The sequence below is a fragment of the Halomarinibacterium sedimenti genome, from assembly GCF_019312585.1.
GTDB classification, from domain to species: domain Bacteria; phylum Bacteroidota; class Bacteroidia; order Flavobacteriales; family Flavobacteriaceae; genus Halomarinibacterium; species Halomarinibacterium sedimenti.
Window position 1 is genome coordinate 676,174 of the sequence record NZ_JAHWDP010000001.1, and the last position, 22,075, is coordinate 698,248.

Consider the following 22,075-nt stretch of genomic DNA (forward strand, 5'->3'; position numbering starts at 1 on the left):
TAATGAAAAAATTCGCACTATTCGGACTCTTAGTTTGTATTATGTGTGTTGAAATTGCACAAGCGCAACAAGATCCACAATACACCCAATATATGTACAATATGAATGTGGTAAACCCTGCCTATGCAGGCTCCAAAGAAACCCTTTCCCTAACAGCATTGTATAGAAAGCAATGGTCTGGTCTGGACGGAGCACCAGAAACCATTACCTTTTCTGGGCATAGTCCTGTAACAGATGAAGTGGGATTAGGACTTTCTGTGATAAAGGATGAACTAGGACCCGTAAAAGAAACCAATGCCTATGTAGATTTTTCATATACACTTCAAGTGGGTGAAAATCTAAAATTAGCCTTAGGTTTAAAAGCAGGAGCTACCTTTCACGATGTGGGTTTAGCAGATTTAGAATTACAAGACCCTAACGATCCTTTTTTCTCTCAAGATATTAGCAATACCTATCCTAATGTGGGTGCAGGGGCTTTCTTTTATGGAGATAATTTTTATGTAGGACTTTCGGTACCTAACTTCTTAAATTCGGTTCATTTAGATGAAAACGGATTAAAATACGGAAGCGAAACCAATCATTATTTTGCTACTGCAGGATATGTATTCCAAGTATCAGAAAATATGAAGTTAAAACCATCTGTGATGGTAAAATCGGCCTTTGATGCGCCCCTTTCTTTCGACGGAAACATCAATGCCCTTTTCTACGAGAAATTTGAACTAGGGGTTTCGTATCGCTTAGAAGATTCATTTAGTGGTCTTGTTGGATTTCAAGCCACAGATTATTTAAGAATTGGATATGCATACGACCACGTCATAAGTGAACTAGATGCTGTTGCAAGTGCTTCACACGAAGTTATATTAACCTTCGATCTATTCTTTAAGAAAAAATCACTTCGTTCCCCTAGATACTTCTAATACCTAAAATAATTTCATACCCATGAAAAAAATATATACACTCTTTCTAATTTTCACTGTAACCTTTACAGTAGCACAAAATAAAGACACTAAAAAGGCAGATCAACTCTACCATAGAATGGCGTATGTGGATGCCGCAGAGGCGTATCAAAAACTGCTGAAAAAAGGGAAAGCAGATCGCTACGTTTTTGAACAATTGGCCAATAGTTACTACTTTATTAACGATACCAAAAAAGCCGAAACCTATTACAAGCGTGTTGTAAAAGGAAAAAAGGTAAATCCAGAAACCGTTTACAACTATGCGCAATCGCTTAAGGCAAATGGCAAGTACAGCGATTATAACGAAGCCATGAAAACCTTTGCCGAATTAGCGCCAACCGACTCCCGTGCCGTGGAGTTTATGAAGAACCCTAATTACGTGCCACAAATCATGGAAGATTTTGCGCGTTTTGAAGCTAAGAATCTAGAAGATATCAATACCGAATATTCCGAATTTGGAGGGATTACCGTAGGCAAAGATTTCTACTTTTCTTCAGCAAGAAATACCACGCGTAAAAAATACCAATGGAACGAACAACCGTTCTTAGACATCTATAAAGCCGAACATGTGGGCAACACCGTAAAAAATGCAACCCTGCTAGAAGGCGATGTAAACACCAAATACCACGAAGGAAATGTAGCCATCACCCCCGATGGAAAACGCATCTACTTCGACCGTAACGACTATTTTAACGGAAAATACGATAAAGACGACGAAGGCATTAACCAGATTAACTTGTATTACAGCGAGTGGGTAGACGGTGGCTGGAAAGGTGTATTCGAAGTACCTTTTAATAGCAGCGAGTACTCTACAGGGCATCCCGCCTTAAACCCTAATGGCAATTGGTTGTATTTTGTAAGCGATATGCCAGGCGGCAAAGGAGGCTCAGACATTTACAGAGTAAATATAGATGCCAATGGTAATTTTAGCAAGCCCGAAAGGCTTCCAGACAACATCAATACCGAAGGAAAAGAAAACTTCCCTTACCTAGACAGCGTAGGCAATCTATACTTCTCTAGCGATGGCCATCAAGGTCTTGGCGGACTCGATATTTTCTATGCCGAAGCCAATGGAGCACGATTCGAAAATCCTGTTAACCTAGGAAAAGGTGCCAATACCGAGGACGATGACTTTGCTTTTATCTGGAATAGTGAAACCAAAACTGGCTATTTATCTTCTAACAGAAAAGGCGGAAAAGGAAGCGATGATATCTATATGGTAAAAGCCGTTGAGCCACCTTGCGATGTAGATATGGACATCTTGGTAATTAACGAATACACCAAAGAACCTATTTTTGGTGCTAGACTCGATTTATACGATGGTCAAGAAAACAAACTAAGCACCAAAACAACCGCCGAAAACGGAAAAGGAAACATCCTTGCCGCTTGTAATCAAGACCACGTAGTACAAGCGTTTATGACAGGTTTCGAACCTAATTCTGTAAGTGTAGGAGCACAAGGCAAAGGAAAACTTTCCAAAACTATTGCCTTACGTCCTATCGAAATGATTATTGTAGACGATAAAGTAGTGCTTAACCCTATTCTATTCGATTATAACAAATGGAACATTAAGCCCAAGGCGGCCTTTGAGCTAGATAAGTTGGTAGAAATCATGAAAAAATACCCTAATATGAAAATTAAGGTAGAAGCCCATACCGATAACCGTGGGAAAGATGATTACAACCGCGAACTCTCCGAAAAACGTGCCCAAAGCACCGTACAATATGTCATCTCGCAAGGAATTGACGCCTCACGCATAAGCGGACAAGGCTTTGGAGAAGACAAACCCGTAGTGGCCTGTGGCACTAACTGTAGCGATGCAGACCACCAAAAGAACCGTAGATCCGAATTTATTATTATTGAACGCTAATAACAGCGCACTAACTAACCATAAAAAACCCTTACCGTAAAAAGTGAGGGTTTTTGTTTTACGTAAGAATTTTTCCAGGGTTTTATAAAGGAATTTATGAGTTATATATGGTTGTTAACTCACGTTAATGTTCTTATGAAGCAACTATCAACAAAATCAACATAAAGGGAAGTAAAATCCCTACCATAAAATACACAATGTTAAATAACCTATCCCAAAATAATCCACTTCGCCAATCCATCGCAGTATCCACCGGAACTCTACCAAATCTCTTAATAAATATTTTAAGACATACTCTGAAAATTAAGTATGCTAAAATTGGATTAATCAAGCAAAGTGCGAAATTGTTTCTGTTATAATCCAAAATAGCAAATACAATTCCGAGGACCGCAATTATAGTTAGGATGCTGGTTATTAAAACAAAATATTTTTGCTGAGTAATAAACTCTCTCGCAAAAAGTAAAAGTACTAATGGCAACAAGAAACTGCTTAAAAATAGAATTCCAACTATGTCCATTTATGTTAGTCCCTTGTTAAATCCTGCCTATTCTCAGGGATGTCTGGAAACCTTCTTTCAAAGATACTAAATTCCCTTTTTGCAATTACTATGCATCATTCTTGTGGTTTTACAAGTAGATTAATTATTAATAATAAAAATGGTTGATTTAAGAAAGGTTTTCCTTAATAGAGCCTTTTTAAATTCAATTCTTAATTAAACAAATTATTTATGATTTACTATCGCTATTTACCTTGTACTATTTCTTCAAAATTTAGTATTTTCGCAACCTCAATAAATGAAAATGCTTTATGGCGAATAAATTCAAGGAATACAAAGGATTAAACCTCCCTCAACTAGGCGAGGAAGTACTCGATTTTTGGAAAAAAGAAAACATTTTCGAAAAGAGTATTTCCATTCGCGAAGGAGCGCAGCCTTTTGTCTTTTTTGAAGGCCCACCATCCGCCAACGGATTGCCGGGAATTCACCACGTCATGGCACGCGCCATAAAAGATATCTTTTGCCGTTACAAAACCCAAAAAGGCTTTAAAGTAGACCGAAAAGCAGGATGGGACACCCACGGATTGCCCATAGAACTAGGGGTTGAAAAAGAACTCGGTATCACCAAAGAAGATATTGGGGTTAAAATTTCGGTGGAAGAATACAACGCTGCCTGCCGTAAAGCCGTGATGCGCTACACCGATGTGTGGAACAAAGTCACCGAAAGTTATGGCTATTGGGTAGATATGGACGACCCATACATTACCTACGATCCCAAGTATATGGAAAGTGTGTGGTGGCTTCTAAAGCAGATTTACAACAAAGACTTACTATACAAAGGCTATACCATTCAGCCATATTCTCCCAAAGCAGGAACAGGCTTAAGCTCTCACGAGCTCAATCAGCCAGGCACCTACCAAGATGTCACAGACACCACAGTAGTAGCACAGTTTAAAGCCAAAACCGAAACCCTCCCCGAAGCATTAAAAGCCTTTGGAGAGATTCATTTTTTAGCCTGGACCACCACCCCTTGGACGCTTCCAAGTAATACCGCCTTAACGGTGGGTCCTAAGATTGACTATGTACTGGTAAAGACATTTAACCAATACACCTTTGAGCCTATCCAAGTAATTTTAGCAAAGAACTTGGTGGGAAAACAATTTACAGGAAAATACGAAGCTGCCGAAAGCGAAGCGGATTTAGAAAACTATTCAAAAGAAGATAAAAAGATACCGTATTGGGTACTTTCAGAATGTAAAGGAGCCGACCTCGTAGACATCCATTACGAACAACTCTTACCCTACACTCTGCCTTTTGAAAACCCTGAAAATGCCTTCCGCGTGATTGCAGGAGATTTCGTAACCACCGAAGACGGTACGGGTATCGTACACACCGCCCCTACCTTTGGAGCCGACGATGCCAAAGTAGCCAAAGAAGCTACCCCAGAGGTGCCGCCCATGTTGGTAAAAGACGAAAACAGCAACTTAGTGCCGCTTGTCGATTTACAAGGACGTTTCCGTCCAGAAATGGGAGAGTTGGCAGGCAAGTACGTAAAGAATGAATATTATAACGATGGCGAAGCCCCAGAGCGCAGTGTGGATGTGGAGATTGCCATCCGTTTAAAAGAAGAAAACAAAGCCTTTAAGGTAGAAAAGTACGTGCACAGTTACCCAAACTGCTGGCGTACCGATAAACCTATTTTATACTATCCGCTGGATTCGTGGTTCATTAAAGTAACTTCGTTCCGCGATAGAATGTTTGAGCTTAACGAAACCATCAACTGGAAGCCTAAAGCTACGGGTGAAGGACGTTTTGGAAATTGGTTGGCCAACGCCAACGATTGGAACTTGTCACGTTCCCGCTATTGGGGAATTCCATTACCCCTTTGGCGCACCGAAGACGGAAAAGAAGAAATCTGTATTGGCTCGATAGAAGAATTGAAAGCCGAAATGCAAAAAGCTGTTCAGGCAGGATTCATGTCGAAAGATATCTTTGAAGGATTTACTGTAGGTGATTTTTCAGATGAAAACTATGCTTCGGTGGACCTTCATAAAAACATTGTAGATGACATTGTGTTAGTTTCCCCAAGTGGAAAACCGATGAAACGCGAAGCTGATTTGATAGATGTGTGGTTCGACAGTGGCAGTATGCCCTATGCACAATGGCACTACCCTTTTGAAAATAAGGAAAAGGTAGAAGATACGTGGCGTAAAGCCGATTTCATCGCAGAAGGCGTAGACCAAACCCGTGGCTGGTTTTATACCCTGCACGCAATCGCCACCATGATTTTTGATGATGTGGCCTATAAAAATGTAGTGTCCAATGGATTGGTACTCGACAAAAACGGACAGAAAATGTCCAAGCGTTTAGGCAATGCGGTGGACCCTTTCGATGTTTTAGATCAATACGGTCCGGATGCAACGCGTTGGTATATGATAAGCAATGCTAACCCTTGGGACAACTTAAAATTTGATATTGACGGCATTGGCGAAGTGCGTAACAAGTTCTTCGGAACGCTTTACAATACCTATAGTTTCTTCAGTTTGTATGCCAATTTGGATAACTTCAGTTATTCCGAGGCAGACATTCCTTTAGAAAAACGTCCTGAAATTGACCGCTGGATCCTTTCCGAATTGAATACCTTAATTCAGAAAGTGGATGATGCCTATGCAGACTATGAGCCTACCAAGGCCACCAGAGCTATTTCAGAATTTGTTCAGGAAAACCTAAGTAACTGGTTTGTACGTTTAAGCAGAAGACGTTACTGGAAAGGTAGCTACGCCGAAGATAAAATATCGGCTTATCAAACCTTATACACCTGTTTGGTGACTGTAGCTCAATTAGGAGCGCCTGTAGCACCTTTCTTTATGGACCGCTTGTACAAAGATTTAACGGCTGGAACGGTCCAAGGAGGTAAAGAGTCTGTACATCTAAGTAACTTTCCAAAGACAAATGCGTCTTACATAGACAAAGTCTTGGAGCGTAAAATGCAGAAGGCACAAACAATATCTTCGTTGGTTTTATCGTTACGACAACGCGAGAAGATTAAAGTGCGTCAGCCGCTTCAAAAAATTATGATTCCTGTGTTGGATGCTTCGGAAAGAGAAGAAATATTAGCAGTTTCAGACTTAATTAAACACGAAGTAAACGTAAAGGAAATTGAGTTAATAAATGAAGATTCTGGTATTTTAGTAAAGCAAATAAAGCCCGATTTTAAAAAGTTGGGGCCTCGTTTTGGTCAGGAAATGAAAGGGATTGCACAGGTTATTAATGGATTTGACCAAAAAGAAATTGCAACCTTAGAAAAAGATGGGGAAATATCAGTTTTTCATAACGGAAAAAATAGTACATTGACCCTCGATGACGTAATCATAAGTTCTCAAGATATTGAAGGTTGGTTGGTGGCAAATGCCGATGGCGTAACTGTTGCGCTAGACGTAACCATATCGCAGGAGCTTAAAAATGAAGGGATTGCTAGAGAGTTGGTAAATAGAATCCAGAACCTTAGAAAAGACTCTGGTTTTGAAGTAACAGACCGAGTAGATGTAACCCTACAAGAAGAAGCAGTATTAAAAACCGCAATTGAGCAAAATATTGAGTATATTAAACAAGAAACGTTAACCGAAGTTTTAGAATTTCAACAAGCAGTGGGAGATGGAACAGAAATTGCTTTTGATGGAATAGAAACTAGGTTACGCATTAAAAAACACTAAAACGATGGCTGAAGATTTAAAAACACGCTATAGCGATAAGGAACTTGAAGAGTTTAAATCCCTAATTGTAGAAAAAATTGCCAAAGCAAAAGAGCAATTAGCGCTTATTGAAAGTGCCTATAAAAATGATAGTAATAATGGAACAGACGATACTTCCCCAACGTTTAAAGCATTTGACGAAGGAAGCGAAGTAATGAGCAAAGAAACCTCATCGCAATTAGCCATTAGACAAGAAAAATTTATTCGGGATTTAAAAAATGCCCTTATCCGTATTGAAAATAAAACCTACGGAATTTGCCGTGTGACAGGAAAATTAATTAATCCAGAGCGATTAAAATTAGTGCCACACGCTACCTTAAGCATTGAAGCTAAGAATATGCAAAAATAACAACGCCCTCTTTTGAATAAAAACGGCATACATAATAAGAATATAAACCCCATCGTTTTAACGTGGGGTTTTTTTCTATTACTAAACTTAGGATTCGTTGTTCATGGGTATTCCCAAAAAGTGATTGAAAAGACTTGGGATGCCAATGCCTTTGACAAACTTGAGATTAATAGCGATGATGTTTTTAAGATTAAAATAGTAACGGAGCAAACTTCAGAAATAAAGCTTATTTCTCAAATTGAAGGAGAGAACTATGAGAATTTAAATATTGGCGCTTCAGAAAAAGGAAAAACCCTTACGTTAAAGACTACGTACAGACCCTATTTTAAACCCAAAAACGATAAACTAGCTGCACATAAAGTCATTTCAATTGAAATGATTTTGACCATTCCCGAATCTATGGAAGTAGCTATTACTGCAAAAATAGCCTCCTTAGAAATACAAGGAAGCCTACAAAAATTGGATGTTAACTTAAGAGATGGCCACTGTTTTTTAAAAGATTTCGTTGGAAATGCTAGATTAAACACAAGGGATGGTGATATTACTGTTAATGCACAACCTTGGATTGAAGGGAAGGCCATTTCAAAATATGGGATTATTAAAAATGAATTAGTAAGCAAAGGGAAATACCTAATTAAAGCCGAAAGTGTTAACGGGAATATAAGCTTATTAAAAACTCGAGAATAAATACTTACTTTTGCTACCGAATTTAAACCACTATGTCCTTAAAAAAAGCAATTGTCCTTATAATTTTGGTTTTACTCCTAGACCAGATTTCAAAAATTTATATTAAAACAAATTTCACACTTTATGAAGGTGTCGATGTTTTTAGTTGGTTTAAAATTTATTTTATCGAAAATGAAGGTATGGCTTGGGGCGCAAAAATTCCGGGGCAGTATGGCAAGCTAATTCTAACCTTATTTCGTCTTGTAGCTATTGTTGGAATTGGCTATTGGTTGTGGGACTCAGTACGGAAGAACGCTTCCAAAGTATTAATTGTTTCTATTGCACTTATATTTGCTGGTGCCTTTGGTAACATTATCGACTCTGTTTTTTACGGAATCATTTTTAATGATAGTGCTGGGCAAGTAGCGTCTTTTATGCCTGCCGAGGGAGGGTATGGAACCTTATTCCACGGAAAAGTAGTGGACATGTTTTCGTTTTCGTTTTTCGATCCGGTTTTTAACGTTGCCGACTCCTCCATAAGTGTGGGTGTGGCGTTACTTATTTTATTTAATAAACGAGCTTTTCCTAAGAAGAAAGAAGATGAAAAAGTAGAAGAAGAAACCGTAGAGATTGCTTCCTAAAAACGAATTATAAAGGTAGTTCCAAGGTCAACGGTACTTTCTACTTCAATAGTTCCTTGTAACATTTCTACTTGATTTTTTACAATAAACAAACCTATACCCACAGCATCTTCTCTATCGTGGAAAGTTTGATACATATTAAAGATTTTATTTCCGTATTTTTTAAGATCAATCCCTAAACCATTATCCTTAACCATAAGACAGGGTTTGCCATCTTCCATATAGGTATATAAATCTATAACAGGTTTTCTATCTATATGACGATATTTTATAGCATTGGAAATTAAGTTCATTAAAATGCTTTCCATGTAAAAAGGGATGTATTCTATGGAAGGAACTTCAGAAAATTCTGAAAAAACCTCTCCTTCATTTTCACGAATATGAAGAGATAATGAATTAAGAACCGATTTTAAGGTTTCAGAAAAATAAACTGTCTCCTTTTCTTTAAGTGATTTATTTTGAGCAGAAACAATCTCATTTAAATGTTCCACAGTTGTATTTAAACTTTCAGAAATTTTGAAAAGATTGTTTTTCAAGTCTTCTTCATCCTCTTGAGAAGAATCTTTTAACAACTCCATTGTTAAATTAAGATTACTCGCGTGAGAGCGTAAATTATGTGAGACGATATAGGCAAAGTTGAACATTCTTGAGTTCTGAGACTCAATAGTGCGTAATGATTTTTCGAGATTTAATTCTTTTAATTTTTCTTCGTTTATATCTTGAAAAACTCCCTGGATTCCAATAATTTCATTCGATGGGGAATAAATTGGAGTTCCAATCGCTTTTGCCCAAAAGGATTGTTTATCAAACGTCATCATCTTAATAACAACCGAGAAAGATTTTCCATTCCCGCAATCATAAAAAGTTTTGGCAGCCAAATCTTGATGCTCTGGAGCAAAAAAATCCTTGGCGTTTCGCAATGATGGTATATAATCTTTAGGAGTATTTAGGATTCTTCTTGCTTCAGTATCTAAAAAACTCGTCTTTTCTTCAAAGTCAATTCGCCAACCACCAGAAGCAGTTAACTTAGCTAACTCTTTATAATAAAAACTGTTGAAAGGTTCTGTTTTAGAAGAACTTGGTAGAGTTTGGTCTAAAAAAATATTTTTCCTCTTATGCGCTAAGAAGTTCATAATCGTAAATTTGGGGGGTGGAAAGATAGTAAATTTTACAAAATGTACAATATTTCCTACAAAAAATTAAAAATGATATAATTTATCAGGAGTTACACAAAAATGAAGCGGAATATCTTGCACCTCATTTTTCAATGTGTTTTCAGGCTCAAAAAAAGAAAGTCCTACAAAGACACAACTGTCATTACACTCTTGTAAAAAACGATCATAAAACCCTTTCCCATACCCTATTCTATTCCCTTTTTTGTCGTAAGCCAACAGTGGGACAAACACCACCTCCATTTTGTTGGCTGGTATTTCAATTCCGTCAACTGGTTCGGGAATACCATAAGAAGATTTCTTTAAAACGGTATTTTCTTGTAAAAGGATATGCTTCATTTTACCTGAATCAAATTCAGCTTTAGGAACTACAATGCTCTTGTCACGTCCTTGAAGAATATGCAATAGATATTCGGTATTAACTTCTTTTTTGCTTGAAATAGGTAAAAAAATGTGGAAATATGTTCTATGCCAAATGGGAAGATTAAGTGATTGGTTTGCAATGTCTAAACTAAGAGCCTCTATATCCTCTTGAGTAAGTTTATCACGTTTGCCCTTATAAAGAATTCGTAAGGCTGCTTTATTCATTACAACACGTTTGTAGAAATATGAAACAATGCATCACCCTGATACACCAAAGGTGCTTCATTTACATTAAAAACATAGCCTTCATTACTTGCTTTAATCCAAAAATGTATCTTCCCAAAAGGATCTGTAATATGCCCCATTACCTCTCCACGTTTTACAAACTGTCCCACTTTTATGGAAGACTTAAACATTCCTGAAGCCTGTGCTCTAATCCATTTACTACTATCAATGGTAATTGTCGGTTTTGTGGGGGATGACACTTTAAACTTGTTTTGAAGCATTCCCAAATGATGCAGCACTCTTTTTGATCCATTTACACCTGTGTTACTAACAATACTATCAATGGAGTTTGATTTCCCACCTTCAAACAAAAGCATAGGAACACCTTGTTTTTTACAAGCATTCCTAAAAGACTTCTGTAAATTCTTAGAATATAAAATAAAAGGAGCATTAAAGACTTTTGCCATAGAAGCAAGATGTTTGTCATTCCTTTCAATTCTTATGTGTGGAGCGTTAAATCGGCTCGAACCTCCCGTATGAAAATCGAAACAATAATCTACATGAGGCACAATTTCATTCATTAATTTATAGGCAACTTGCGCTGCCAAAGACCCTTTTTTACTGCCAGGAAAAGACCGATTTAAATCTCGTCCATCTGGAAAATCTCTTACCTTTTGTAAAAAGCCAAAAACATTCACAATAGGAATGCTAATGGTCGTTCCAATTTTAGGCTTATTAATCCCTTTAGAAACCAATTGCCTCACAATCTCTACCCCATTTACCTCATCACCATGTATCCCCGCCGTAAATAGAACTACTGGACCTTCATAAAGTGAATGTTCTACAATAATAGGCACATCTATAGGGGTATTGGTATGTAGTTTGGCGAAGCTAAAATTGAGCTCTCTAGAAGTTCCCGGAAGAATTTCTTCTCCAAAAATATGAATAGGTGATGCCTTTTTCTTCGCCATTATTTATTGTTTCGTTCTATATAAGTAATAATACTTTGAGCAATATCAATACCTGTTGTGGTTTCAATACCCTCTAGCCCAGGGGTCGAATTTATTTCCAACACCAATGGGCCTTCTTTACCTTGTAAAATATCGACTCCACAAACTCCTAACCCAAGAGCCTTTGCTGCTTTTAGTGCAATTGTTTCCTCCTCATGAGTTAGTTTTATTTGTTCTGAAGAACCTCCTCTATGGAGATTACTCCTAAAGTCACCTTCTTTACTTTGCCTTTTCATAGAAGCGACAACTTTACCATCTACCACAATAGCTCTTAAATCGCACCCCTTAGATTCGGCAATAAACTCTTGAACAATAAACCGAACATTAGCTGTTTTTAAGGTTTCAATGGTAGATAATGCCGAGGCTTGGGTTTCAGCTAAAATAACGCCTTGCCCATGGGTCCCTTGCAGAATTTTTATAATAAGTGGCGCTTTTCCAAATAATGCGAGTAACACTTCAGCATCATAGGTGTTCCCTAAAAATGTCTTTGGTGTAGCAATTCCATACTGTGCTAAAATCTGAAAACATGTCCATTTATTTCGGGATTGCAATATGGCCTCGGCTCCAACTACCGAAAAAACATTCATACACTCCAAATGCCGCACCAATGAAGACCCCATATAGGTGTTGGAGGCTCCAATCCTTGGAATAATGGCGTCTAAATCGTCCACTCGTTCATCTGTATAATACAATACAGGTTGGTTATTTTCTATAGCCACGGTACATAAATTAGGATCTAAAACCTCCATGGTGTGGTTTCTAGCCAATCCAGCTTTTAGTAAGCTTTTGGTAGAGTATAAATTTTCTCCTCGAGAAAGTACAGCGATGTTCATATAGTACAGATGTGGTATGCAATTTACTAAAAAAGAACATTGAAGATGTTTTAACAATTTTTAAAATTGAATTCCTTATTAGAAATAGGAACATCTCTTATCTTTGAAGTATGTCTGCAACTTCGGTAAAGCTTCAAATCTCAACACTTCCTAACGCCCCAGGGGTATATCAATACTATGATAAAGATGGGAAGTTGTTGTATGTAGGTAAGGCAAAGGATTTGAAAAAGCGAGTGACCTCCTACTTTACCAAACAACATGACAACGGTAAAACGCGCATACTTGTAAAGAAAATTGCTAACATTAAACACATTGTAGTTGCAACCGAAACCGATGCCTTACTTCTTGAAAACAACCTCATCAAAAAATATCAGCCTCGGTATAATGTCATGCTTAAGGACGATAAGTCCTATCCGTGGTTATGTATTAAAAAAGAACGTTTCCCTAGAGTGTTTTCTACCAGAAAAATTATAAAAGATGGCAGTGAGTACTATGGCCCTTATACGAGCGGCAAAACAGTGTATACACTTTTAGATTTAATAAAAGGATTATACCCACTCCGTACGTGTAATTATGATTTAGCGGAAGAAAAAATCCAAGCAGGAAAATATAAGGTTTGTCTTGAATATCATTTAGGAAATTGTTTAGGGCCTTGTGAAGGCAAATATTCTGAAGCGGCTTATAACGAAAATATAAATGCTATTCGGAATATCTTAAAAGGGAATTTTAAAGAATCTCTCAACGGATTTAAAAAGCAAATGAAATCCTTAGCCCAAGATTTACAATTTGAAGAAGCACAACGCGTTAAAGAAAAAATAGACATCCTAGAAAACTACCAAGCAAAATCAACGGTGGTGAATCCTAAAATTAATAATGTAGATGTTTTCTCTATTGTTTCAGATGAGAGTTATGCCTATGTTAATTTTCTTCAGATTTCTTTTGGGAATATAGTGCGCTCCCATACTTTGGAAATAAAGAAAAAGCTGGAAGAAACCGATGCAGAACTACTAGAACTTTCCATCGTAGAAATTAGACAACGTTTCCATTCGCAATCCAAAGAAATTTTCGTTCCTTTTGAAATTGAAGTGGAAGAAGGTGTGCATGTTTATATTCCGAAGGTGGGCGATAAGAAAAAGATTTTAGACCTTTCCGAAAGAAATGCAAAATACTATCGTTTAGAAAAACTGAAACAAGCAAGAATCGTAGATCCAGATCGTCATGAAAAACGCATCATGGCACAAATGAAAAAGGATTTACGTTTAACCGAAGAACCTAGACATATTGAATGTTTCGACAATAGTAATATTCAAGGAACGCATCCAGTAGCGGCCTGTGTGGTTTTCAAAAATGGAAAACCGAGTAAAAAAGACTATCGTAAATTCAATATAAAAACGGTAGAAGGTCCAGATGATTTTGCTTCGATGGAGGAGGTTGTCTATAGAAGGTATAAAAGATTGTTGGATGAGGGGCAACCTTTACCACAACTTATCATCATAGATGGGGGAAAGGGTCAACTTTCTTCAGCATTAAAAAGTTTGGATGCCTTAAACCTACGTGGAAAAATTGCGATTATAGGTATTGCCAAACGATTGGAAGAATTGTTTTACCCTAACGATCCTATCCCGTTATATTTAGATAAAAAATCTGAAACATTAAAGATTATTCAGCAACTAAGAAATGAAGCACATCGTTTTGGAATAACATTCCATAGAGATAAACGAAGTAAAGACGCCCTAAATACCACCTTGGAAACTATTCCAGGGATTGGAGAAAAAACTGTGGCAGAATTATTAAAACAATTTAAAAGTACAAAACGTATAGGTAAAGCTTCTTTTGACGAATTAGAAGCCGTCGTAGGCGCAAGTAGAGCAAAAAAAATAATAACCCATTTTCAAAATATTACTTGAAACAACTCATCCACATATTCGTTTTTCTTTTTTCGGCAATTATTTTTGCTCAAAATGATACGCTTTCAAAAAAAGACTTGAAAGTGGGCTTGGTGTTAAGTGGTGGTGGCGCAAAAGGTCTAGCCCATATTGGCGTTTTAAAGGAAATTGAAAAGGCTGGAGTGAGAGTTGATTATATTGGCGGAACCAGCATGGGAGCCATTATAGGTGCTTTGTACGCTTCAGGATATACGGCACACCAATTGGATTCTATTTTTAATGAATTGGATTTTGAAACTTTAATTCGGGATGATGTCCCTCGAAGGGCAAAAACCTTTTACGAAAAGGAGGATGATGAAAAATATGCGTTGACGTTCCCATTTGACGATTTCCAACTTCGTTTTCCTTCGGCGATATCCAAGGGGCAAAATGTTTACAATTTACTTTCACGTCTATTATTACACGTAAAAGATGTTGAAGATTTTAATGACTTACCCATCCCCTTTCTATGTATTGCAACGGATGTGGAAAAAGGAAAACAAGTGGTGCTTAATAAGGGTTATCTTCCTAGAATGATTGCCGCAAGTGGAGCGCTACCTTCACTGTTTAGTCCGGTTAACATTGATGATACCATTTATGTTGATGGAGGTGTCGTTAATAATTATCCTATTGACGAAGTAAAAGCCTTGGGGGCAGATATTATTATTGGTGTGGATGTACAAGACACGCTCCGTTCCCGAGACAAATTGAAGTCTGCCCTAGATGTTTTATTACAAATAAATAACTACCGGACCATAGAAGGGATGGCGAAAAAGAGAAAAAAGACGGATGTGTATATTAATCCAAAAATTGATGAATTTTCGGTGGTTTCTTTTGATCAAGGCAGGAAAATAATTGAAGCGGGTGAAAATGCTGCCAATGATATTTCAAGTCAATTAAACAACATAGCACTTCAGCAAAAACCAAAACAAAAAGTACCCATAACATTTGCAGATAATACCTCCATTTTTATTGACAATGTATTAGTGACTGGTAATGAAAACTATACGAGCTCCTATATACTAGGAAAGCTAAAATTAAAAACCCCTTCACTGGTAAGTTATCAGGATTTTAGCGATGGTGTAAATAACCTCTCAACCACCGGTAATTTTAACGGAATCGATTACACTTTTGTAAACAATCCTGAAAAAGAGGACCACTATGTACTACATTTTGATGTTAAAGAAAGTAATTTTAAGACGAGCATTCGGCTAGGTGCTCACTACGATAATTTATACAAATCTGCAGCGCTTATAAATATTACGAGAAAGCGGTTAATTACCAATAACGATATCGTTTCATTAGATTTTATAGTGGGTGATAACATTCGGTATAATTTTAATTATTACATAGACAAAGGGTATTATTGGAGTATTGGATTAAACTCTAAGTTCAGTTTTTTTGAAAAGAACATTGGGCTAGATTTTATTGAAGGGGAAATCGAAATTCCAGAAGATTTTCAGCTAAACAAAATAGGATTAACCTACGAAGATTTAACCAATCAACTTTTTTTACAAACCGTCTTTAGGAGGGTATTTCAACTTGGATTGGGAGCGGAACATAAATGGTTAAAATACCTTTCGGAAACCATTGGACTTGATGAAGACAACAACCCAAGAACCCTTTTCGAAAACACCAATTATTTTAGTGCCTACGGAATTCTCAAATACGATACATTGGACAACAAATTTTTTCCCTCTTCCGGGATGTTTTTTGATGGAGATTTCCACTGGTATCTTTTTGCTGAAGGTTTAAATAATGATTTTGAGCCATTTTCCATTGCGAAAGCAAAGGCAGGATATGCACATCGTTTCAATTCTAAAATATCAGGAAATATTAGTACAGAAGGGGGGCTAAAAATTGGAAGCACCACTACAAGTTCATTAGATTTTTTATTAGGAGGGTATGGTTATGTTCCAACAACAAACCTTATCCCTATGTTTGGGTATGAAGCTTTAGAACTTCGAGGAGACACCTATTTAAAAACTACTGTGAATCTTGACTATGAGTTTGCCCGTAAAAATCATCTTGTTTTATCTGGCAATATCGCAAATGTTGGTGATGATTTATTTGGAAACGGAGATTGGATAAAAAAAATTCAATATTCAGGAGTCTCTTTAGGATATGGTCTTGAAACTTTTTTAGGCCCCATGGAACTAAAATATTCCTATTCACCAGATAGTGGAGAAAGCATTTGGTACGTAAGTGCTGGGTTCCGTTTTTAAAATTAATAATTCTTCTACTTGAGAATTTTTCCGATATTTGTGGTATGGCAAATCTCCCTTGGAAATATTTACTGTGCCTTCTTAAATTTCTAATAAAAAGAAATCCTGAATGAGCTTATATGGCTAAAAACTCTTAATTTAGTAGGAGTTTAATTTTCAGAATTTTATATCAGAAATTAACCTTGTAAATAACAACACATGCCATTTTATCATAAACTAGGGAAAATACCTCCCAAACGTCATACACAATTTCGCAAACCCGATGGATCACTCTATCCAGAACAACTTTTTGGCACCATTGGTTTCGACGGAATGTACAGTAATATCTACCACGAAAACAGACCCACTCAAGTAAAGGAAATTAAAAACCAATACAGTGTAGCTCCTAAAGTTGTGAAGGCAAATAATATGAAATCGTATCGCTTTAGAGGATTTCAAGTAAAACCAGAAAACGATTATTTAGAAAGCCGAAAAACTGTATTAACAAATAGTGACTGTAATATTATTTTAGCTGCTCCCAAGAAATCACTTCGTGAGTATTTTTATAAAAATACCGATGCAGATGAATTGATATTCATTCATAAAGGCTCTGGAAAGCTACGCACATTTCTAGGCAATCTTGATTTTAAATATGGTGACTATTTATTAATACCACGAGGCATTATTTATCAAATAGATTTTGACACAGAAGACAATCGTCTTTTTATTGTTGAAAGCTACCATCCTATTTACACCCCTAAACGCTACCGTAACTGGTTTGGGCAATTATTAGAGCATTCTCCTTATTGTGAAAGAGATATCCGAAAACCAGAAGAGTTAGAAACATACGATGAAAAAGGAGATTTTTTAATGAAAATTAAAAAACAGGATGAAATTATAGAAATGGTTTACGCTACTCATCCTTTTGATGTGGTTGGTTACGACGGATATAATTTCCCATACGCCTTTTCTATTCACGATTTTGAACCCATTACAGGAAGAATTCATCAGCCACCCCCAGTACATCAAACTTTTGAAACCGCTGCCTTCGTAGTATGTAGCTTTGTCCCTAGACTTTACGATTATCACCCAAAAAGTATTCCTGCCCCTTATAATCATAGCAATATTGATAGCGATGAGGTGTTATACTACGTAGATGGAGACTTTATGAGCCGAAACGATGTGGAGGCTGGACATATTTCATTACATCCAGCAGGAATCCCACACGGACCTCATCCAGGCGCTACAGAACGAAGTATTGGAAAAACAGAAACAGAAGAATTAGCCGTGATGGTGGATACCTTTAAGCCTCTTAAAGTGACGGAAGAAGCTATGAAAATAGCAGACGACACCTATCATCAATCATGGTTAGATTAAAATTTTGAAACAATGAGTAAAGAAGTAAAATCTGTAAACTACGGTTTAGAAAAAATATTTGAAGGAGCAGAAGATTTCCTTCCCCTTTTAGGAACAGACTATGTCGAGTTTTATGTAGGTAATGCCAAACAATCGGCACATTTTTATAAAACGGCTTTTGGTTTTCAATCCCACGCTTACAAAGGGCTGGAAACGGGATCCAAAGATCATGTGAGTTATGTTCTAAAACAGGATAAAATAAGAATTGTCCTTACCACTCCACTTACAAGCAAATCTCCCATTAATGATCATATCGTAAAGCATGGTGATGGGGTAAAAGTGATAGCTTTATGGGTGGATGATGCTCGTAGTGCATATGAAGAAACAACAAAACGAGGGGCGAAATCCTATATGGAGCCAACGGTTGAGAAAGACGAACATGGCGAGGTTGTACGCGCAGGAATTTACACCTATGGCGAAACGGTGCATATGTTTGTAGAACGTAAAAACTATAAAGGAACATTCTTGCCAGGATTCCGTGAATGGAAATCCGATTATAACCCAACACCCACTGGATTAAAATACATTGACCATATGGTGGGTAATGTAGGTTGGGGACAAATGAATACCTGGGTAAAATGGTACGAAGATGTCATGGGATTTGTGAATTTCTTATCTTTTGATGACAAACAAATCCACACCGAATATTCCGCATTGATGAGTAAAGTGATGAGTAATGGTAATGGACGAATAAAGTTCCCTATAAATGAGCCTGCAAAAGGAATTAAAAAATCTCAAATTGAAGAGTACCTGGATTTTTATGAAGGTGCTGGGGTACAACACCTAGCGCTTGCTACAGACGATATTATTGAAACTGTTGCACAATTAAAAGCAAGAGGGATAGAATTTTTACCTCCCCCACCACAAGCATATTACGATGATATCCCAAGACGTTTAGGAACTCACATGGATATGATGAAAGAAGACATTAAAGAACTTCAAAAGTTATCCATTTTGGTAGATGCCGATGAAGAAGGGTATTTGCTTCAGATTTTCACTAAACCCCTTGAGGATAGGCCCACCTTATTTTTTGAAATCATTCAACGTATGGGTGCCAAAGGATTTGGAGCTGGAAATTTTAAAGCCTTATTCGAGTCTATTGAACGTGAACAAGCCGCACGTGGGACCCTTTAGTATTTGTAACAATAACAATACTCCGTCGTCCTATTCGGCGGAGGTTTTCAATTTTGGAACAGTAGTTGTAAAACCATAGAAAAGACTTATATATTTTCATAATGAAAAAACTAATTTTAGTACTTGCTCTGGTTGTAACAACGATTTCCTTTTCACAAAATCAAGCCTTTGGTGATGGAGAGTGGTTTAAGTTTCGCGTGCATTATGGATTTGTTACTGCTGGATATGCTACCCTTGAAGTAAATAATGCCGTTCTCAACGGTAAGGAAGTATATCATATAAAGGGTGAAGGCAGAACCATAGGAGTTTCAAAATGGTTTTTTAATGTAGAAGATTACTATCAATCCTACATCGATAAACAAAAAGATGTTCCATATCGCTTTATCCGAAAAATAGACGAAGGTGGGTATACCAAAGACATTCAAATAGATTTCAATAGAGAAACAGGTAGAGCACTTGTTTTAAATAAAGAAAAAAACACCCAAGACTGGGTCACTTTTAACAAAGATGCTCAGGATATGGTTTCGGCATTTTATTACCTGCGTAATAAAATTGATGCTTCAAAAATTGAAGTTGGTCATACGGTAGATATGGATATGTTTTTTGATAAAGAAAGTTATAAATTTCGATTAAAATTTTTAGGAAGAGAAACCTTAAAAACAAAATTCGGAAAAATATCCACATTAAAATTTCGCCCGTATGTTGAAGCCGGAAGAGTTTTTAAAGAGAAGGAAAGTTTAACGGTTTGGGTGACTGATGATGACAATAAAATTCCGCTACTAATAAAAGCCGATTTAGCAGTAGGCTCACTAAAAGCAACATTAACTGAGTTTAAAGGCTTAAAAAATTCATTTAAAATAATTGTAGACTAACCCTCCCATGAAAATCACACCAGAAACCGAGAAACTACTTGAGCAATTAGATAAAAAATTCAAAAATATTGGGCAAGATCTTGATACGCATCTTGAAGGGCTTTTATACGGAAAACCTATTACCTACTGGGATTATATCCAGACCGATGCCCTTTTAAATCTTCAGATACAAAGAACCAATCAGCCCGACGAGATGGTATTTATAATGTATCATCAAATAAATGAGTTATTGTTTAAAATGATTCTTTGGGAAATTCAGCAAGTATCACACGCAAAAGAACTTACTGCAACTTTCTTTTCAGAACGATTACTTCGCGTGAGCCGTTATTTTGATATGCTTACTTCCTCTTTCAATATAATGACCACTGGAATGGAAATTGAGCAATATTTAAAATTTAGAAATACCCTCACTCCAGCTTCAGGGTTTCAAAGTGCCCAATACCGAAAAATTGAATTTGCTTCCACAGAACTAATTAATCTTATAGATGCCCGTTTTCGTGAAAAGATAGATAGAAACACACCCTACGAACATGCATTGGAACACCTATATTGGCAGGCTGCTGGAAAGAATTTCAAGACAGGGAAAAAGAGTTATTTATTAAAGGCGTTCGAAGAAAAGTATAAAAATGAGTTTATAGCCTTTACAAAAGAATATAATACTATAAATTTGTACTCGAAATTTAAAAGCCTGCCCCAAGAGGTTAAAGAAAATGAAACTTTATTAAAGGCTATGCGTCATTATGATTATACTGTAAATGTAACTTGGGTAATGGCACATTATAATACCGCGAAAAAATATTTAAATCACGGTAAAGAGCCAGAAGAAGCAACAGGAGGAAGTGATTGGGCAAAATATATGCATCCAAAATATCAAAAACGTATATTCTTCCCATCTGTTTGGAGTGAAAAAGAAATTAAAGATTGGGGCAAGAATGTTTAGCCATAAAAGTTTAAAAAATTGAAACAGCTATTTTACGTTATCCCCGCATTTTTAATCCTATTAGCTTGTACTGAAGAAATAAAAGAAGAAACTACTCCCGAGCCCGAGCCCAAAATTATTGAAGAATACGGGTATATCCTCAATGATTTTAACGTAATACGTGATACCATTCGCCCAGGTGATACCTTTGGAGCCATTTTAAATGAAAATGGGGTTTCCCAAAATAAAATCTACGAAGTTGCGACCACTTTTAAGGACAGTTTTGATGTACGAAGAATAGTTGTAGGAAAACCCTATGTTTTACTAAACTCGAAAGACTCCCTCAATCAAACTCAAGTTTTTATCTACGAAAAGAACAAAGTAGACTATGCCATTATCGATTTTAGAGATAGTATTAGTGTTATTCACGAAAAAAAGCCAGTTACGTATGTTGAAAAAGAAGCCTCTGGTGTTATTACGAATTCATTATCTCAAACCATGGCAGAGAACAACTTGAGTCCCTACATGACAGATAGGCTGGCAAATATCTATGCCTGGACTATTAACTTCTTTCAATTACAGCCTGGAGACAATTTTAAAGTAATTTATACCGAAAAATTTATTTCAGATTCCATATCTGGTGGATTAGGAGAAATTAAGGCAGCCTATTTTGAACATAAAGGAAAGCCCATTTATGCTTTTAATTTTAAACCCGAAGGGGTTCATAATATGGCAGCAGACTTCTACGATCTAGAGGCCAATAATTTAAAAAGAGCCTTTTTAAAATCTCCCATTAAATTTAATTACCGAATTTCTTCAAAATATAATTTAAACAGAAGAATTGCCTACTATGGATATAAAGTACGTCCTCATAGAGGAACTGATTTTGCTGCTGGAATAGGAACCCCAATTTTAGCGACTTCAGATGGAACAGTGACCAAAGCAGAGCGCCGTGGTGGGAATGGAATTTATGTAAAAATAAGACATAATGAAACCTACGAAACCCAATATCTACACATGAAAAAGTACAATGTAAGAGTGGGCCAATTTGTTCGCCAAGGTGATGTGATAGGTTGGGTTGGAATGACTGGAAATACGGGTGGTCCGCATGTATGTTATCGTTTTTGGAAAAACGGTAAAGAAGTTGATCCCTTTAAAGAAGATTTACCTAACTCCAAGCCCCTAGAAAGTGTCTATCACGAAGAATATTTTTCTACCATGTTGCCCTTAAAAGAGCGTTTAGATTGTATTAAAAATTAATTTTTTTTCAAT

General features: G+C 36.8%; 18 protein-coding genes. 13 read left to right on the forward strand and 5 right to left on the reverse strand.

Annotated elements, in window-relative coordinates; translation table 11 throughout:
• Positions 1-2: 2 nt before the first annotated feature.
• Both KXJ69_RS03255 and KXJ69_RS03260 read left to right on the forward strand, forming a co-directional pair.
• Positions 3-917, forward strand: coding sequence for a PorP/SprF family type IX secretion system membrane protein (locus KXJ69_RS03255; protein WP_219051218.1), 915 nt, complete (start codon positions 3-5; stop codon positions 915-917).
• A 22-nt stretch (positions 918-939) separates the two neighbouring features.
• Positions 940-2,826 (forward strand): OmpA family protein, encoded by a 1,887-nt coding sequence (locus tag KXJ69_RS03260; RefSeq protein WP_219051220.1) that lies wholly within the window; start codon positions 940-942, stop codon positions 2,824-2,826.
• A 133-nt stretch (positions 2,827-2,959) separates the two neighbouring features.
• On the opposite strand, the gene KXJ69_RS03265 is transcribed toward KXJ69_RS03260, so the two are convergent.
• On the reverse strand, positions 2,960-3,343 hold the full coding sequence (locus KXJ69_RS03265) for a hypothetical protein (protein ID WP_219051223.1): 384 nt from the start codon (positions 3,341-3,343) through the stop codon (positions 2,960-2,962).
• 290 nt (positions 3,344-3,633) lie between these two features.
• On the opposite strand from KXJ69_RS03265, the gene ileS reads away from it, so the two are divergent.
• The 4 genes from ileS to KXJ69_RS03285 are packed head-to-tail and all read left to right on the forward strand — an operon-like array spanning position 3,634 to position 8,730.
• Positions 3,634-7,035: an isoleucine--tRNA ligase gene (gene ileS, locus KXJ69_RS03270; RefSeq protein WP_219051224.1), complete on the forward strand. Its 3,402-nt coding sequence runs from the start codon at positions 3,634-3,636 to the stop codon at positions 7,033-7,035.
• 4 nt (positions 7,036-7,039) lie between these two features.
• On the forward strand, positions 7,040-7,423 hold the full coding sequence (locus KXJ69_RS03275; protein ID WP_219051227.1) for a TraR/DksA family transcriptional regulator: 384 nt from the start codon (positions 7,040-7,042) through the stop codon (positions 7,421-7,423).
• 12 nt (positions 7,424-7,435) lie between these two features.
• Positions 7,436-8,110: a DUF4097 family beta strand repeat-containing protein gene (locus tag KXJ69_RS03280; protein ID WP_219051229.1), complete on the forward strand. Its 675-nt coding sequence runs from the start codon at positions 7,436-7,438 to the stop codon at positions 8,108-8,110.
• 32 nt (positions 8,111-8,142) lie between these two features.
• A complete protein-coding gene (locus tag KXJ69_RS03285) occupies positions 8,143-8,730 on the forward strand; it encodes a lipoprotein signal peptidase (protein ID WP_219051231.1) in 588 nt (195 codons plus the stop codon).
• Here the strand turns inward: KXJ69_RS03285 and KXJ69_RS03290 are convergent.
• The 4 genes from KXJ69_RS03290 to KXJ69_RS03305 form a co-directional block, all read right to left on the reverse strand.
• Positions 8,727-9,863, reverse strand: coding sequence for a PAS domain-containing sensor histidine kinase (locus KXJ69_RS03290; protein WP_219051233.1), 1,137 nt, complete (start codon positions 9,861-9,863; stop codon positions 8,727-8,729). The genes KXJ69_RS03285 and KXJ69_RS03290 overlap by 4 nt on opposite strands.
• 66 nt (positions 9,864-9,929) lie before the next feature.
• Positions 9,930-10,490 carry a 5-formyltetrahydrofolate cyclo-ligase gene (locus tag KXJ69_RS03295; protein ID WP_219051235.1) on the reverse strand — a complete coding sequence of 187 codons (561 nt, stop codon included), beginning with the start codon at positions 10,488-10,490 and terminating at the stop codon, positions 9,930-9,932.
• Positions 10,490-11,461: a succinylglutamate desuccinylase/aspartoacylase family protein gene (locus KXJ69_RS03300; RefSeq protein WP_219051237.1), complete on the reverse strand. Its 972-nt coding sequence runs from the start codon at positions 11,459-11,461 to the stop codon at positions 10,490-10,492. Before KXJ69_RS03300 ends, KXJ69_RS03295 begins: the two co-directional genes overlap by 1 nt.
• On the reverse strand, positions 11,461-12,333 hold the full coding sequence (locus KXJ69_RS03305; RefSeq protein WP_219051239.1) for a RimK family alpha-L-glutamate ligase: 873 nt from the start codon (positions 12,331-12,333) through the stop codon (positions 11,461-11,463). Before KXJ69_RS03305 ends, KXJ69_RS03300 begins: the two co-directional genes overlap by 1 nt.
• Positions 12,334-12,443: 110 nt before the next feature.
• Here KXJ69_RS03305 and uvrC point away from each other — a divergent pair, with 110 nt between their 5' ends.
• From uvrC to KXJ69_RS03340, 7 genes are all read left to right on the forward strand, one after another.
• A complete protein-coding gene (gene uvrC, locus KXJ69_RS03310) occupies positions 12,444-14,240 on the forward strand; it encodes an excinuclease ABC subunit UvrC (protein ID WP_219051241.1) in 1,797 nt (598 codons plus the stop codon).
• Positions 14,237-16,483 (forward strand): patatin-like phospholipase family protein, encoded by a 2,247-nt coding sequence (locus KXJ69_RS03315; RefSeq protein ID WP_219051243.1) that lies wholly within the window; start codon positions 14,237-14,239, stop codon positions 16,481-16,483. The genes uvrC and KXJ69_RS03315 overlap by 4 nt, the downstream gene beginning before the upstream one ends.
• Before the next feature lie 198 nt (positions 16,484-16,681).
• Positions 16,682-17,839 carry a homogentisate 1,2-dioxygenase gene (locus KXJ69_RS03320; RefSeq protein WP_219051245.1) on the forward strand — a complete coding sequence of 386 codons (1,158 nt, stop codon included), beginning with the start codon at positions 16,682-16,684 and terminating at the stop codon, positions 17,837-17,839.
• A 12-nt stretch (positions 17,840-17,851) separates the two neighbouring features.
• Positions 17,852-19,012: a 4-hydroxyphenylpyruvate dioxygenase gene (hppD, locus tag KXJ69_RS03325; protein WP_219051247.1), complete on the forward strand. Its 1,161-nt coding sequence runs from the start codon at positions 17,852-17,854 to the stop codon at positions 19,010-19,012.
• Positions 19,013-19,113: 101 nt separating this feature from the next.
• The gene (locus KXJ69_RS03330) at positions 19,114-19,884 is read left to right on the forward strand and encodes a DUF3108 domain-containing protein (RefSeq protein WP_219051249.1); all 771 of its coding nucleotides are present in this window, start codon (positions 19,114-19,116) and stop codon (positions 19,882-19,884) included.
• A gap of 7 nt (positions 19,885-19,891) precedes the next feature.
• Positions 19,892-20,824: a tryptophan 2,3-dioxygenase family protein gene (locus tag KXJ69_RS03335; protein WP_219051251.1), complete on the forward strand. Its 933-nt coding sequence runs from the start codon at positions 19,892-19,894 to the stop codon at positions 20,822-20,824.
• Positions 20,825-20,842: 18 nt separating this feature from the next.
• Positions 20,843-22,063, forward strand: a complete 1,221-nt coding sequence (locus tag KXJ69_RS03340) for a M23 family metallopeptidase (protein ID WP_219051253.1) — start codon at positions 20,843-20,845, stop codon at positions 22,061-22,063.
• Positions 22,064-22,075: the final 12 nt, after the last annotated feature.